At 73.5% G+C, this 13,436-nt stretch carries 14 protein-coding genes; 7 read left to right on the top strand and 7 right to left on the bottom strand.

Features of this window, described 5'->3' with window-relative positions:
• The first annotated feature begins 90 nt into the window (after window positions 1-90).
• Both def and HDA43_RS31550 read left to right on the top strand, forming a co-directional pair.
• A complete protein-coding gene (gene def / locus HDA43_RS36575; protein WP_179828085.1) occupies window positions 91-570 on the top strand; it encodes a peptide deformylase in 480 nt (159 codons plus the stop codon).
• Between the two features lie 217 nt (window positions 571-787).
• Entirely contained in the window at window positions 788-991 is a 204-nt protein-coding gene (locus tag HDA43_RS31550) for a cold-shock protein (RefSeq protein ID WP_179828083.1), read from the top strand.
• A 95-nt stretch (window positions 992-1,086) separates the two neighbouring features.
• Here HDA43_RS31550 and HDA43_RS31545 read toward each other — a convergent pair whose 3' ends face one another.
• Window positions 1,087-1,923 (bottom strand): MBL fold metallo-hydrolase, encoded by an 837-nt coding sequence (locus tag HDA43_RS31545; RefSeq protein ID WP_179828081.1) that lies wholly within the window; start codon window positions 1,921-1,923, stop codon window positions 1,087-1,089.
• Window positions 1,924-2,041: 118 nt separating this feature from the next.
• Here HDA43_RS31545 and HDA43_RS31540 point away from each other — a divergent pair, with 118 nt between their 5' ends.
• A complete protein-coding gene (locus HDA43_RS31540; RefSeq protein WP_179828079.1) occupies window positions 2,042-3,052 on the top strand; it encodes a GlxA family transcriptional regulator in 1,011 nt (336 codons plus the stop codon).
• A 169-nt stretch (window positions 3,053-3,221) separates the two neighbouring features.
• On the opposite strand, the gene mshC is transcribed toward HDA43_RS31540, so the two are convergent.
• The 4 genes from mshC to HDA43_RS31520 all read right to left on the bottom strand — a co-directional run bounded on the left by mshC (window position 3,222) and on the right by HDA43_RS31520 (window position 6,610).
• A complete protein-coding gene (gene mshC, locus HDA43_RS31535; RefSeq protein WP_179828077.1) occupies window positions 3,222-4,445 on the bottom strand; it encodes a cysteine--1-D-myo-inosityl 2-amino-2-deoxy-alpha-D-glucopyranoside ligase in 1,224 nt (407 codons plus the stop codon).
• Between the two features lie 125 nt (window positions 4,446-4,570).
• A complete protein-coding gene (locus HDA43_RS31530) occupies window positions 4,571-5,332 on the bottom strand; it encodes an Rv2133c family protein (protein ID WP_179828075.1) in 762 nt (253 codons plus the stop codon).
• Window positions 5,329-5,901 carry an Rv2134c family protein gene (locus tag HDA43_RS31525; RefSeq protein WP_179828073.1) on the bottom strand — a complete coding sequence of 191 codons (573 nt, stop codon included), beginning with the start codon at window positions 5,899-5,901 and terminating at the stop codon, window positions 5,329-5,331. Before HDA43_RS31525 ends, HDA43_RS31530 begins: the two co-directional genes overlap by 4 nt.
• Before the next feature lie 10 nt (window positions 5,902-5,911).
• Window positions 5,912-6,610, bottom strand: coding sequence for a histidine phosphatase family protein (locus HDA43_RS31520; protein WP_179828070.1), 699 nt, complete (start codon window positions 6,608-6,610; stop codon window positions 5,912-5,914).
• Window positions 6,611-6,675: 65 nt separating this feature from the next.
• On the opposite strand from HDA43_RS31520, the gene HDA43_RS31515 reads away from it, so the two are divergent.
• On the top strand, window positions 6,676-7,620 hold the full coding sequence (locus HDA43_RS31515; protein WP_179828068.1) for an aldo/keto reductase: 945 nt from the start codon (window positions 6,676-6,678) through the stop codon (window positions 7,618-7,620).
• Between the two features lie 275 nt (window positions 7,621-7,895).
• On the top strand, window positions 7,896-8,831 hold the full coding sequence (locus tag HDA43_RS31510) for a hypothetical protein (RefSeq protein WP_179828066.1): 936 nt from the start codon (window positions 7,896-7,898) through the stop codon (window positions 8,829-8,831).
• A gap of 189 nt (window positions 8,832-9,020) precedes the next feature.
• On the opposite strand, the gene fabI is transcribed toward HDA43_RS31510, so the two are convergent.
• The gene (fabI, locus tag HDA43_RS31505; RefSeq protein ID WP_179828064.1) at window positions 9,021-9,785 is read right to left on the bottom strand and encodes an enoyl-ACP reductase FabI; all 765 of its coding nucleotides are present in this window, start codon (window positions 9,783-9,785) and stop codon (window positions 9,021-9,023) included.
• Window positions 9,786-9,787: 2 nt separating this feature from the next.
• Window positions 9,788-10,492: a beta-ketoacyl-ACP reductase gene (locus HDA43_RS31500; RefSeq protein WP_179828062.1), complete on the bottom strand. Its 705-nt coding sequence runs from the start codon at window positions 10,490-10,492 to the stop codon at window positions 9,788-9,790.
• A 77-nt stretch (window positions 10,493-10,569) separates the two neighbouring features.
• Here HDA43_RS31500 and HDA43_RS31495 point away from each other — a divergent pair, with 77 nt between their 5' ends.
• Both HDA43_RS31495 and HDA43_RS31490 read left to right on the top strand, forming a co-directional pair.
• Window positions 10,570-12,069, top strand: a complete 1,500-nt coding sequence (locus HDA43_RS31495; RefSeq protein ID WP_179828060.1) for a TldD/PmbA family protein — start codon at window positions 10,570-10,572, stop codon at window positions 12,067-12,069.
• The gene (locus tag HDA43_RS31490; RefSeq protein WP_312873633.1) at window positions 12,066-13,433 is read left to right on the top strand and encodes a metallopeptidase TldD-related protein; all 1,368 of its coding nucleotides are present in this window, start codon (window positions 12,066-12,068) and stop codon (window positions 13,431-13,433) included. Before HDA43_RS31495 ends, HDA43_RS31490 begins: the two co-directional genes overlap by 4 nt.
• Window positions 13,434-13,436: the final 3 nt, after the last annotated feature.

Here is a 13,436-nt window from a genome sequence, read left to right as displayed (position 1 = left end):
CCGCGGTTGAGACGGCGCCGAAGCGGGAATCGTCCGCCTGACCTTTCGCCTGACCTTTCGCCTGTCGTTTCGCCGCCCCGGGGAGTGCGCGTGGCCGTCCAGCCGATCCGACTGTTCGCCGATCCTGTCCTGCGCACCGCCGCCGAACCGGTGACCGCCTTCGACCGGACCCTGCGGGAGCTGGTCAAGTCGCTCCAGGCCACGCTGCGCGCCGGCGCCGGGCGCGCGGGCCTGGCCGCCCCGCAGATCGGCGTCCCGCTGCGGGTCTTCGTCTACGACGTGGACGGCCGGTCCGGCCACCTGGTCAACCCGCGCGTCGAGGCGTCCGAGCGTACGGTGCTGGCCGACGAGGCGTGCCTGTCGGCGCCCGGCGTCTGGTGGCCGCTGGAGCGTTCCTACATGGTCACCGCGCGCGGGCGCGACATGTACGGCAAGCCCGTCACCGTCCGCGGTCTGGGCACGCTCGCGCGGGTCCTGCAGCACGAGGCCGACCACCTCGACGGCGTCCTGTTCATCGACCGCCTGCCCGAGGACGAGCGCGAACGCTTCCTGCAGGAGGTCTCCTCCTGAGTGTCGGTGTCATTAACCGCCGGAAGCATGTAGAGTCTGATTGTTGCAGTCGCAGTTCTTGATGACGCTTGATGACGGTTGTCAGCTCAGGTGTTCCGGGAAGCCGCCGACAACGGGCGCCCCATTTTCTCCGGTGATTCTGGCGGATACGTGGTGGTCCGCGCAGCCCCGAGCCGTCACCTGACGGCTCGGTGAGACTAGATCAGGAGAAACAGTTTTGTCTGAGGGCACCGTCAAGTGGTTCAACGCCGAAAAGGGCTTCGGATTCATCGCGCCGGATGACGGCAGCGCCGACGTCTTCGTGCACTACTCGGCCATCGCCTCCAGCGGCTACCGCAGCCTGGAGGAGAACCAGCGTGTCAGCTTCGTCACCACGCAGGGCCAGAAGGGCCCGCAGGCCGAGCAGGTCCAGCCCCTCTAATCTGGGCTGATCAGCTCGACCGGCCCTAGGGGCCGTGGGCTTCCATCCGGGCCCGTACCGCTTCGGCGGTGCGGGCCCGGACTCGTTCTCCGGCGTCAAAGGGCGACGACGGCGCTCCGGCCGGGGCTCAGCAGGGTGAGCCGGTCGGCGAGCCCGGCCCGGTCGAACGCCTCACGCAGCTCGTCGCCGCCCTCGGTGAAGTGGCCCCAGCCCTCGAAGTGCAGCGGAACCACGTGCCGGGCGCCGAGGAGGACCGCCGCCTCGGCGGCCTGGGCGCCGGTGAGCGTGAGGTGGCCGTCGATCAGCGCGGTCCGCGCCGCGCCCGCGAAGAGGACCGCCACGTCGATCGGGCCGGTCCGCGCGGCTATCTCGCGCACGATCCGGAGAGAGGCGTTGTCCCCGCTGACGTAGACGGTCGGCAGGTCCTCCCCCGACAGCACGAACCCGGCGACCTCGCCGACCAGGTGCTCGCTGCCCTCCGGTCCGTGCAGGGCCGGCACCCGGGTCACGCGCAGCGTGCCCCCGCCGGGGCGCGGCAGGTCGGCGTGCTCCCAGAGGGCGAGCGCGCGGGCGGTCCCGGCCAGCCGTACGGCGGCGCCCGCGGTGGTCAGCACGAGCGGCGCCTCGGTGAGGTAGGCGCGGCCGGAGACGTCGAGGTTGTCGGGGTGCTGGTCGTGCGAGAGCAGGACGGCGTCGATCGGCCCGAGCCGCGGGGGCCGCAGGGCGGGCGGGGCCGTCTTGACGAGGACCCGCCCCGGGCCGACCGGGTACTCCCCCGGCTCGTCGAAGGCCGGGTCGGTGAGCAGGCGGAGTCCGCCGATCTCCAGTACGGCGGTGGGCCCGCCGAGCAGGTGGACGCCGAGTCCCCGGCCCGCTCCGACCGACGGGACGGATGTCGGGGAAAGGGCGGATGGCGAGGTGCGGTGGTTCATGCCGATGATCGTCCCGTTTGACGGCGATGCCCCGGGAGTGGCCTGAAAGCCATCCTGCGATAGGTTCACGCCATGCGAGAGCCGTACGGGGACCGTGCGAAGGCGATGTGGGGGCTCGATGAGCGCGCGTGACCCGCTGGCCGTCGCGGTGCTGATGTTCGACCGCGCGCCGCTGTTCGAGACCAGCGTGCCGATCAGCGTCTTCGGCGGCGGCCGCCCCGGCGCCGGCGTCCCCCGGTTCGACGTGCGCGCGGTGGCCTGCGACCCGGGGCCCCTGCGCACCAGCGCGGGCGTCACGTTCCGCGCCCCGCACGGGCTGGAGGCGCTGGAGACGGCCTCCACGGTCGTCGTGCCGAGCTGGCGGATCGCCGACGAGCGGCCGCCGGAGACGGTGCTCGGCGCACTGCGGGCCGCGCACGCCGACGGCGCCGTGGTAGTGGGGCTGTGCCTGGGGGCGTTCGTGCTGGCGGCGGCGGGACTCCTCGACGGCAGGCGGGCCGCCACCCACTGGATGTTCGCGCCCACCCTCGCGGCCCTCCACCCGGAGGTGCGGGTGGACGCGTCGGTCCTGTTCGTCGACGACGGCGACATCCTCACCTCCGCGGGCACGGCCGCCGGCATCGACGCCTGCCTGCACCTGGTGCGGCGCCGGTTCGGGGCCCGGGCGGCCGGTGCGATCGCCCGCCGCATGGTCGTCCCGCCGCAGCGCAGCGGCGGGCAGGCGCAGTACATCGAGCGGCCCCTGCCCGATCCGGAGACCGGCGACCCGCTGGGCGAGGTGCTCGCCCACGCCATCCGGCACCTCGACGACCCCGGCCTCGACGTGGACGCCCTGGCGGGCCGGGCGTTCATGAGCCGGCGCAGCTTCGACCGGCGCTTCCGGGCGCTGACCGGCAGTTCGCCGTTGCAGTGGCTGCTGGCGCAGCGTGTCATGCAGGCTCAACGGCTGCTGGAGGGCACCGGATCGAGTGTGGACGAGGTCGCCCGCCGGGTGGGCTTCGCGAACGGCGTCGCGCTGCGCCCGCATTTCCGCCGCCTGGTCGGCGTCGCACCGCAGACCTACCGCGACACCTTCCGGACCGGCGACGCGTTCCGGGCCGGCCGTCCCGCCGGGACCGGCGGCGCCTGAGGTCCCGGCGGATCCGGCGCGACGCCTTCCGGTGGCGCCTGACTCCCCGCCGGGCCCGGTGCGACGTGTCGCGGACCGGCGGCGCCCGAGGCCCCGCCCCGGTCCCGCGTGACATCCGCGCACGGGACCGGCGAGGCCGGTGTCGGCTCGGCCGGCCGGTGAGGCGGCTTTAGAGGGAGACGCCCAGCAGGGCGTCGGTGAGGTCGCGGACCAGCGCGGGCGCCTGCGGCTCGGCCCCGCCGCCGGCCAGGGCCTCCTCCGCCCAGGCGTCGACCGCGGCGAGCGCCCCGGGGGTGTCGAGGTCGTCGGCCAGCCGGGCGCGGACCTCGCCGAGCAGGGCCAGGGCCTCGGGGCCCGCGGGCAGCGCCGCGGCGGAGCGCCAGCGGGCCAGCCGGGCCTCGGCGGCGGCGAGCTGGCCGTCGGTCCACTCCCAGTCGGCGCGGTAGTGGTGGGCCAGCAGGGCCAGCCGGATGGCCATCGGGTCGGTCTCCTCGCGCAGCCGCGAGACGAACACGAGGTTGCCCTTGGACTTCGACATCTTCTCGCCGTCCAGGGCGACCATGCCCGCGTGCACGTACGCCCTGGCGAAGGGCCACTCGCCGCAGGCGACGTGCCCCTCGTGGGCGCCGCACTCGTGGTGCGGGAAGATCAGGTCGGAGCCGCCGCCCGCGACGTCGAAACCGCTGCCGAGGTTGGCCAGCGCGATCGCGGTGCACTCGACGTGCCAGCCCGGCCGGCCCGGCCCGAACGGCGAGGGCCACGAGGGCTCACCGGGGCGCTCGGCGCGCCAGAGCAGCCAGTCGAGGGGGTGCTTCTTGCCCTCCCGGCCGGGGTCGCCGCCCCGCTCGGCGGACAGGGCCAGCATCGTCTCCTCGGAGTATCCGGAGACGGCGCCGAACTTGGGGGCGGCGGCGACGTCGAAGTAGACGTCGCCGTCGAGGTCGTAGGTGGCGCCCTTGTCGCGCAGGGTCTCGATGAGCTCGACGACCTGGCCGATCACCTCGGTCACGCCGACGTACTCGCGCGGCGGGATGATCCGCAGCGCCTCCATGTCGGTGCGGAACAGCCGGATCTCCCGCTCGGCGAGGTCACGCCAGTCGATCCCGGTCTTCTCGGCGCGCTCCAGCAGCGGGTCGTCCACGTCGGTGGTGTTCTGGGTGAAGTGCACCTCGTGGCCGCCGTCCCGCCAGACACGGTTGACCATGTCGAAGGCGAGATAGGTGTTGGCGTGGCCGAGGTGGGTCGCGTCGTAGGGGGTGATGCCGCAGACGTACATCCGCGCCTCGGGGCCCGGCCGGGTGGGGACGACCTCACCGGCGGCGGTGTCGAACAGCCGCAACGGAACACCGGCACCGGGAAGCGGAGGGACCTTCGGCGCAGACCACGATTTCATATCAGGGAGCCTATCCAGCAGACAGACCGCCCCGATCATCTCGGGGCGGTGGACACACAAGGGGCAATAACCTCAACCGCCGTGAGGCACCGGCTCATTCCAGCCGGGGGCGGCACCGGGCGACGTCAGATGGGGGGCCAGGGGATGGCGGGCCAGTCCTGGGAGGGCAGGGGGTGCAGGCCGGTGTCGAGGAGCCTGCGGACCCTGACCCAGGTGGCCTCGACCTCGGCGAGGGTGAGCAGCTCGCGCAGCCGGCGGCCGAGCCGGCCCTGCTCCAGGTCACGCTCCAGGCGGGCCAGGACGTTCATGGCCTCGCGCGACAGGGGCTTGCCGCGCCACTGCCACAGCACGGTGCGCAGCTTGTCGTCGGCGGAGAAGCAGACGCCGTGGTCGACGCCGTAGACGTGGCCGTCGGGCAGCGGGAGCAGGTGACCGCCCTTGCGGTCGGCGTTGTTGATGACCGCGTCGAAGACGGCCATCCGACGCAGGGCGGGCTGGCGCCCGCGGATCAGCGCCATCAGGTCGGCCTCGGGGTCGGCGTCGACCCACAGCTGGCACATGCCGGGGCCGAAGGGGCCGTCGCGGTAGACGGTGGGCGGCACGATCCGCCAGCCGGTCGCCGCCGACACCTCGAAGGCGGCCACCTCCCGGGCCGCCAGGGTGCCGTCGGGGAAGTCCCACAGGGGACGCTCCCCCCGTACGGGTTTGTAGACGCAGGCGGCGGCCAGCCCGCCGTGCCGGATCGAACAGTAGAGCGTCATGTTGGTCGCCTCGACCAGCCGTCCGGCGATCTCCAGATGCCCCTCGCGGAGCAGACGCAGCGCGGTCTCGTCGTCCATTCCCGCCGTGGGCGCCGCGCTCAGCGCAGGCTCGCTCTCGGCACTCATTCGCCTCCCTCGCCCGGTGAAACGCTCTTACCCCGATAACCGTTGAGACGCACGCAGATATGCCCCTCGGCGTCGAGCGGCTGGCCGCACAGCGGGCACGGCGGGCGCCCGGCGGCGACGAGGGCCAGGGCGCGCTTGCTGAACGCGCGGGCCGCGCCGGGGGTGATGTGCACCCGCAGCAGGGCCGGCTCGGCGAGTTCCTCCTCGAACGCCTCGCCCTCGGCGGTGACCTCCTGGGCCTCGATGACCACCATGGAGGCGTCGGCGTCCCAGGCGAGCGCCATCGTGCCGACCCGGAAGTCCTCGCTGATCGGCGTGTCGAGCGGGTCGTTGTCGGTGAGCGCGAGCGGAGCGGCGGCGGGCACCTCCGCGGTGCCCCCGCTGCGCCGCAGCACCTCGTCGAGAAGCTCGTCCAGACGGTCGGCCAGCGCCGCGACCTGGAACTTCTCCAGGGCGACGGTGGTCAGCCCGCCCTGTCCCCGTGCCTGGAGGAAGAAGGCGCGTGATCCCGGCTGCCCAACGGCACCGGCCACGAATCTGTCGGGCGGATCGTAGTCGAAGACCGGCATAGTCCTGACCTTACGTCGTCCCGGCTCCGCCGCCGACGGCGGCGTCGCTTCCGGACGGGTTTTCTCCCCCGCCGGCGTCCTCCGTGCCCTCGGGGGGCCGCAGCCCGGCCACGTCTCCCCCGACGTCGTTGAGCCTGAGCACGAAGGGGCGCATGGGGGTGTAGCGGATGGCGGTGAGCGACGCCGGGTCGGCGGCTATCCGCTGGAACTGGTCCAGATGGAGTCCCATGGCGTCGGCCACGATCGCCTTGATGACGTCCCCGTGGCTGCAGACGAGGTAGACGGCCTTCGGGCCCAGCCGCTCGTTCCACTCCCTGACAGCGCTCACCGCGCGGTGCTGGACCGCCGCGAGGGACTCCCCGCCGGGGAAGGTGACGGCGCTGGGGTGGTTCTGCACGACCGGCCAGAGGGGGTCCTCGGCGAGCTCGCCGAGCGGGCGGCCGGTCCAGTCCCCGTAGCGGCACTCGCCGAACCGCTCGTCGGTCCGCACCTGCGTCTCCCGGCCGGCGGCGACCGCCTGGGCCGTCTCCTGGCAGCGTTCCAGCGGGCTGGAGACGATCGCGTCGAGGTCCAGGGCCGAGAGCCGGGAGGCCAGCGCCCCGGCCTGCTCGCGGCCCCGGTCGCTGAGATGGACTCCGGGGGTCCAGCCGGCCAGCACCGGGCCGGTGAGGTGGGTGAGGCCGTGTCTGGCCAGCAGCAGGGTCGTCACGCGGCCAAGTCTTGCAGGCGGCGCTCCACTACTTTTAACTGGCCGGACGGTAACCTGGCCGGATCATGGAGCAGCGCTATGTGGGCCGGAGCGGGCTGTCGGTCTCCCGCCTCGGACTGGGGACGATGACGTGGGGGCGCGACACCGCCGCTGAGGAGGCCGCGGCCCAGCTCCGCGCCTTCGCCGAGGCCGGCGGCACGCTCATCGACACCGCGGACGTCTACACCGACGGCGAGACCGAGAAGCTGCTGGGCCGGCTGCTCCGCGACACGGTGCCGCGGTCGCGGCTGGTGCTGTCCACCAAGGCCGTGCTCACCCCGGCCGGCCGCCGGCCCCGGGACGCCTCCAGGCGGCACCTGATCGCCGCCGCCGACGCCTCGCTGGCCCGCCTCGGCGTGGACGAGGTGGACCTGTGGCAGCTGCACGCCTTCGACCCCGAGGTGCCGCTGGAGGAGACCCTGGCCGCGGTGGACACCATCGTGGCGTCGGGGCGGGCGGCGTACGCGGGGGTGTGCGACTACACGGGCTGGCAGCTGGCGGCGGCCGCGGCCGGGCAGCGGGCGGTCCCCGGCCGGGCGCCTATCGTCGCGGCGCAGGTCGAGTACTCCCTGCTGGCCAGGGACGCCGAGCGCGAGCTGATCCCGGCGGCCGAGTACGCCGGCGCCGGCGTGCTGGCCTGGTCCCCGCTCGGCAGGGGCGTCCTGACCGGCAAGTACCGCACGGGCGTCCCCGCCGGCTCACGGGCGGCCACCCCGCACTTCGCCGACTTCGTCAAGCCGTACCTGGACGAGCGGTCGCGCCGGGTCGTGGAGTCGGTGGCGACCGCGGCCGAGGGCCTGGGCGTCTCGCCGCTCTCGGTCGCGCTGTCCTGGGTGCGCGACCAGCCGGGGGTCGTCGCGGCCATCGTCGGCGCCCGCACCTCCGCCCAGCTCTCCGGAGCGCTCCAGTCCGAGGAGCTGACGCTGCCCCTGGAGATCAGGGAGGCGCTGGACGACGTCTCGGCCGACTGAGGCCGACTGGACGCGCCGTCCGGACCGGCGTTCGCCCGCGGCGGCCCGGTCACGGTGACCCGCGCGCGACGGTCCGCGTGAGGCTGCTCGCGTGAAGCTGTTCGCGTGAGGCGGGCGGAACAAGACGGGACAGAACCAGAATCGATCTCGTTTATCACGCGTCGATACCGAATCGTCCCTTCATCTGGCGAGACCGGCCCTTCCCGCAAAACTGTCGATTGGCGCATCGGGGGGAGCCCGATGGCCGGCGAGGCGACGTTGGGCGAGGGGGACCGTTGCGAACTGCGATCTCGGCCGGTGCGCTCGTGCTCGCGCTGATCGGAGCCCTCCTCCTGGCCGCCGCGGCGCCCGCGGGGGCCGCCGCGTGGTCGGCGCAGCCGGGCTGCGAGCGCCGGGGCCCGCTGGGCGGCGTGACCGGCGGGCTGTGCGACACCCTCGGCACCGTCGGCGACACCGTCGGCAAGGCGGTGGACGGCGTCGTGGACCGCGCGGCCGAGACGGTGGACACCGGACGGTTCGGCGTCACCGCCGAGACCACCACCGGCACCGGCGACTCCCGCCTCGGCGTCGAGGCCGACGTCGGCGTCACCACCGGCACCGGAGCGGAGACCTCAGGCGCCACCTCCCGGTCCGCCGGCCCTGGCGAGGACCCCTCCACGCCGGGAGACGGCGCGGCCGGACCGGCCACCGCCGCGCCCCGTGCCTCCGCCGGCGCCTGCGCCCCCGCGGCCTCCTCCGGATGCGCGGACCCGGCCGAGCGCTCCGTCCGGAAGCCTCCTTCGAGCGAGGCCCGGCCGACCGCGAGGCCGCTCCCCCGCCCCTCGCGGAGCGGCGATCCCGAGCAGGCCGTACGGCGGGACGCGCCGTCCGGACCGGTCCGCCCGACGGCGGTCCCGGCCGTCCACGACACGGGCTCCGGGCCGGTGACCGCCGAGCCGTCCCCCCCGGTGGCCGACCCCGAGGCTCCGCGGGTGGAGCTGCTGTGGCCGGGCGCCGGGATGCGCGAGCTGCGCGACCGGATGCCCTCGGACCGGCCCGTCAGGCCCACCCGGTCGTCCGATCCGGCCGGCACGGCGCTCACCATCGTGCTGCTCGTCGTGGCGATCCTCGCGGTCCGCCTGCTGTACGTCCGGCGCGGCGGCGCGGAGTCGATGCCGTTCGAGCCGCTGCGGCTGGGCCGCCACCGGACGGCATCGGCCTCCCGCCTCTGAGCGGACGACCGGCACACGGCGTGGACGCGTCCGCGGAGGGCCGCCAGGTCCTGGGGGTGCGTCGCGCCTCGCCACACCGGTGGCCGGGGCTCGGCCTGGAGCGGAGCGCGTGGGTCCGGGAGGCGCCGGAGACAGGGGAGGCCGGCCCGATCGCGCCGCCCTCCCTGCTTCCGCCCGCCGTACGGCCCGTCAGCCTCCGATCGCGTGCACGCCCCCGTCGACGTGTACGATCTCGCCGGTCGTGGCGGGGAACCAGTCGGACAGCAGCGCCAGGCACGCCTTGGCGGCGGGCACGGTGTCGCCCAGGTCCCAGCCGAGCGGTGCCTTGCCGGGCCAGCTGTCCTCGAACTCGGTGAAGCCCGGGATGCTCTTGGCGGCCATGGTGCGCAGCGGCCCGGCCGCCACGAGGTTGACCCGGATGCCGTGCCCGCCGAGGTCGCGGGCGAGGTATCGGGAGCAGGACTCCAGGCCGGCCTTGGCCACGCCCATCCAGTCGTAGACGGGCCAGGCCTTGCTGGCGTCGAAGTCGAGGCCGACGATCGCGCCGCCCTCCTTCATCAGCGGCAGGCAGGCCTGGGCGAGCGCCTTGAACGAGTAGGTGGAGACGTGCAGGGCGGTGGCGACGTCCTCCCACGGCGTGTTGAGGAAGTTGCCGCCCAGGCAGCTCTGCGGGGCGAAGCCGATGGAGTGGACGACGCCGTCGAGCCCCCCGACGTGCTCGCCGACCCGGTCGGCCAGCGAGTCGAGGTGCTCGGTGTTCTGCACGTCGAGCTCGATCACCGGCGGCGGCTCGGGAAGCCGTTTGGCGATCCGCTCGACCAGGCTGAGCCGGCCGAAGCCGGTCAGCACGACCTGCGCCCCCTCCTCCTGGGCCATCTTCGCCACGGAGAAGGCGATCGAGGACTCGGTCAGCACGCCGGTGACCAGGATGCGCTTGCCTTCGAGGATTCCCATGCTCAGTGCCCCATTCCCAGGCCGCCGTCGACGGGGATGACCGCCCCGGTGATGTAGGCGGCGTCTTCGCTCGCCAGGAACCTGACCACGCGGGCGACCTCGTCGGCGCTCGCGTAGCGGCCCAGCGGGATGTTCTTACGGATCTGCTCCTGGTGCGCCTCCTCCAGCGCGGCCGTCATGTCGGTCTCCACGAAGCCCGGGGCGACGACGTTGACGGTGATGCCGCGCGAGCCGAGCTCGCGCGCCGCGGAGCGGGCGAAGCCGATCATGCCGGCCTTGGAGGCGGCGTAGTTGGTCTGGCCGGCGGAGCCCAGCATGGCCACCACCGAGGAGATCAGCACCACCCTGCCTCGCTTGAGGCGCAGCATGCCGCGGGTGGCGCGCTTGACCACCCGGTAGGCGCCGGTCAGGTTGGCGTCGATGACGTCGGTGAAGGCGTCCTCCTTCATCAGCGGAAGCAGGGTGTCGCGGGTGATGCCCGCGTTGGCGACGAGCACCTCGACCGGGCCCTGCTCGGCCTCGACCTTTCCGAACGCCTCATCGACGTCGGCCGCGCTGGTCACGTCGCACCGCACGGCGAGGAAGCCCTCCGGGGGCTCCCCGGAACGGTACGTCACGGCGACCGAGTCACCGGCCCTGGCGAGTTCGCGGGCGATCGCGAGGCCTATGCCGCGATTGCCGCCGGTTACGAGAACAGATCGAGCCATGAAAGTGACGCTATCGGCTACCGGGGGGTAAACCTCTTGTCCGCCAGGGACAAGATCACAGGGCTAGGATCGTCGACATGCGCCAGATCGACTCCGATTTCCTCGCCCTTCCCCTGGGACGGCTGGCCGACGCGGCCCTGCAGCGCGCCCGCGACCTCGGCGCCGAACACGCCGACTTCCGGCTGGAGCGCATCCGGTCGGAGGTGCTGCGGCTGTCGGACGCCTCGCTGGAAGGTTCCATGGACGCCGACGACCTGGGCTACGCCGTACGGGTCGTCAAGGACGGCACCTGGGGCTTCGCCGCGGGCATCGACCTCACCCCCGAGGCGGCGGCGCGGGTCGCCGAGCAGGCGGTGGAGGTGGCGGTCGTCTCCGCGGCGGTCAACCGCGAGCCCGTCGAGCTGGCCCCCGAGCCGGTCCACGCCGACGTCACCTGGGTCTCCTCCTACGAGATCGACCCGTTCGAGGTGCCGGCGCGCGACAAGGCGGCGCTGCTCGCCGAGTGGTCGGACGGCCTGCTGCGCGACCCCCGCGTGGACCACGTCCGGGCCTACCTCAACCAGGTCAAGGAACAGAAGTTCTACGCCGACACCGCCGGAACGGTGACCACCCAGCAGCGGGTGCGCCTGCACCCGTACCTGGAGGCGACGAAGGTCGAGGACGACCGCTTCGACTCGATGCGCACCCTCGCCCCGCCGGCCGGCCGGGGTTACGAGTACCTCACCGGCACCGGCTGGGACTTCCCCGCCGAGCTGGCCGCCCTCCCCGAGCACCTCGCCGAGAAGCTCAAGGCGCCCTCCGTCGAGGCCGGCGACTACGACCTGGTCGTCGACCCGTCGAACCTGTGGCTGACGATCCACGAGTCCATCGGGCACGCCACCGAGCTGGACCGGGCCCTGGGTTACGAGGCCGCCTACGCCGGCACCAGCTTCGCCACCTTCGACCGGCTCGGCTCGCTGGTGTACGGCTCGCCGGTGATGAACGTGACGGGCGACCGCACGGTCGAGCACGGCCTGGCGACCGTCGGCTACGACGACGAGGGCGTGGCGACCCGGGAGTTCGACATCGTCTCCGGCGGGATCCTGACCGGCTACCAGCTCGACCGGCGGATGGCGCTGCTCAAGGGCCTGGGCGCCTCGAACGGCTGCGCCTTCGCCGACTCCCCCGGGCACATGCCCATGCAGCGCATGGCCAACGTCTCGCTGCGGCCCGCCGACGGCGGCCCCTCCACCGAGGAGCTGATCTCCGGCGTGGAGCGCGGCGTCTACGTCGTGGGCGACAAGAGCTGGTCCATCGACATGCAGCGGTACAACTTCCAGTTCACCGGCCAGCGGTTCTACCGGATCGAGAACGGCCGGCTCGCCGGGCAGCTCCGCGACGTCGCCTACCAGGCCACGACCACCGACTTCTGGCGGTCGATGGAGGCCGTCGGCGGGCCGCAGACCTACGTCCTGGGCGGCGCGTTCAACTGCGGCAAGGGCCAGCCCGGCCAGATCGCCGCGGTCAGCCACGGCTGCCCGTCGGCGCTCTTCCGCGGCGTGCGCATCCTCAACACCCTCAAGGAGAGTGGCAAGTGAGCCCCCAGGAGATGATCGAGAAGGCTCTCGACCTCTCCACGGCCGACGACGTCGTGGTGATCGCAGACGAGAGCTCCAGCGCCAACCTGCGCTTCGCGGGCAACACGCTGACCACCAACGGCGTGACCCGCTCGACGCGGCTCACCGTGATCTCGGTGGCCGGGCGCGGCGTGGGCGTGGTCTCGCGGTCGGCGGTCCGCCCCGAGCAGCTCGCCGGCATCGTCGCCGAGGCCGACCACGCCGCCGAGGACGCCGCCCCGGCCGAGGACGCCCGGCCTCTGGTCGAGGGGACCCGTTCGGCCGACTGGGACGACCCCGCCGAACCCACCTCCATCGGGGTGTTCGGCGCCTTCGCCCCCGCGCTGGGCGAGGCGTTCGCCGCCGCCGAGGCGGGCGGGCGCAGGCTGTACGGCTTCGCCGAGCACATCGTGACCACGACCTACGTCGGCACCTCGGCCGGGACCCGGCTGCGTCACACCCAGCCCACCGGCCGGCTGGAACTCAACGCCAAGTCGGCCGACATGAAGCGCTCGGCCTGGACGGGCGTGGCCACCCGTGACTTCACCGACGTCGACGTGGCGGCGCTGGACGCCTCACTGGCCCGGCGGCTGGAGTGGTCCAAGCGGCGGATCGACCTGCCCGCGGGCCGGTACGAGACGCTGCTCCCGCCGTCGGCGGTGGCCGACCTCATGATCTACATGTACTGGACGGCCGGCGCCCGGGACGCCATGGAGGGCCGCACGGTCTTCGCGAAGCCCGGCGGCGGCACCCGCGTCGGGGAGTCGCTGGCGCGGCTTCCGGTCCGCCTGTACAGCGACCCGGCCGCGGCGGGCGCCGAGTGCGCGCCGTTCGTGGTGGCGCACTCCTCCGGCCGGCAGAGCTCGGTGTTCGACAACGGCCTGCCGCTGGCGCCCACCGACTGGATCTCCGGCGGTGCGCTGTCCGGCCTGATCCAGACCCGGCACTCGGCCGAGCTGACCGGCCTTCCGGTGACCCCGGCCGTCGACAACCTCCTCATGGAAGGGCCCGGGGGCGGCCGGTCGCTGGAGGAGATGATCGCCTCCACCGAGCGCGGCCTGCTGCTCACCTGCCTGTGGTACATCCGCGAGGTCGACCCGCAGAGCCTGCTGGTTACCGGGCTGACCCGCGACGGCGTCTACCTGGTGGAGAACGGCGAGGTCGTGGGCGAGGTGAACAACTTCCGCTTCAACGAGAGCCCGGTCGACCTCCTGGGCCGCCTCACCGAGGTCGGCGCCGCCGTGCGGACCCTGCCCCGGGAGTGGAACGACTACTTCACCCGCACCGTCATGCCGCCGGTCCGGGTGCCGGACTTCAACATGTCCACGGTCAGCCAGGCCAGCTGACCG

This window comes from Streptosporangium sandarakinum, assembly GCF_013409935.1.
In the GTDB taxonomy this organism is placed as follows: Bacteria; Actinomycetota; Actinomycetes; order Streptosporangiales; family Streptosporangiaceae; genus Streptosporangium; species Streptosporangium nondiastaticum.
This window is presented reverse-complemented; position numbering and strand designations above follow the sequence as displayed.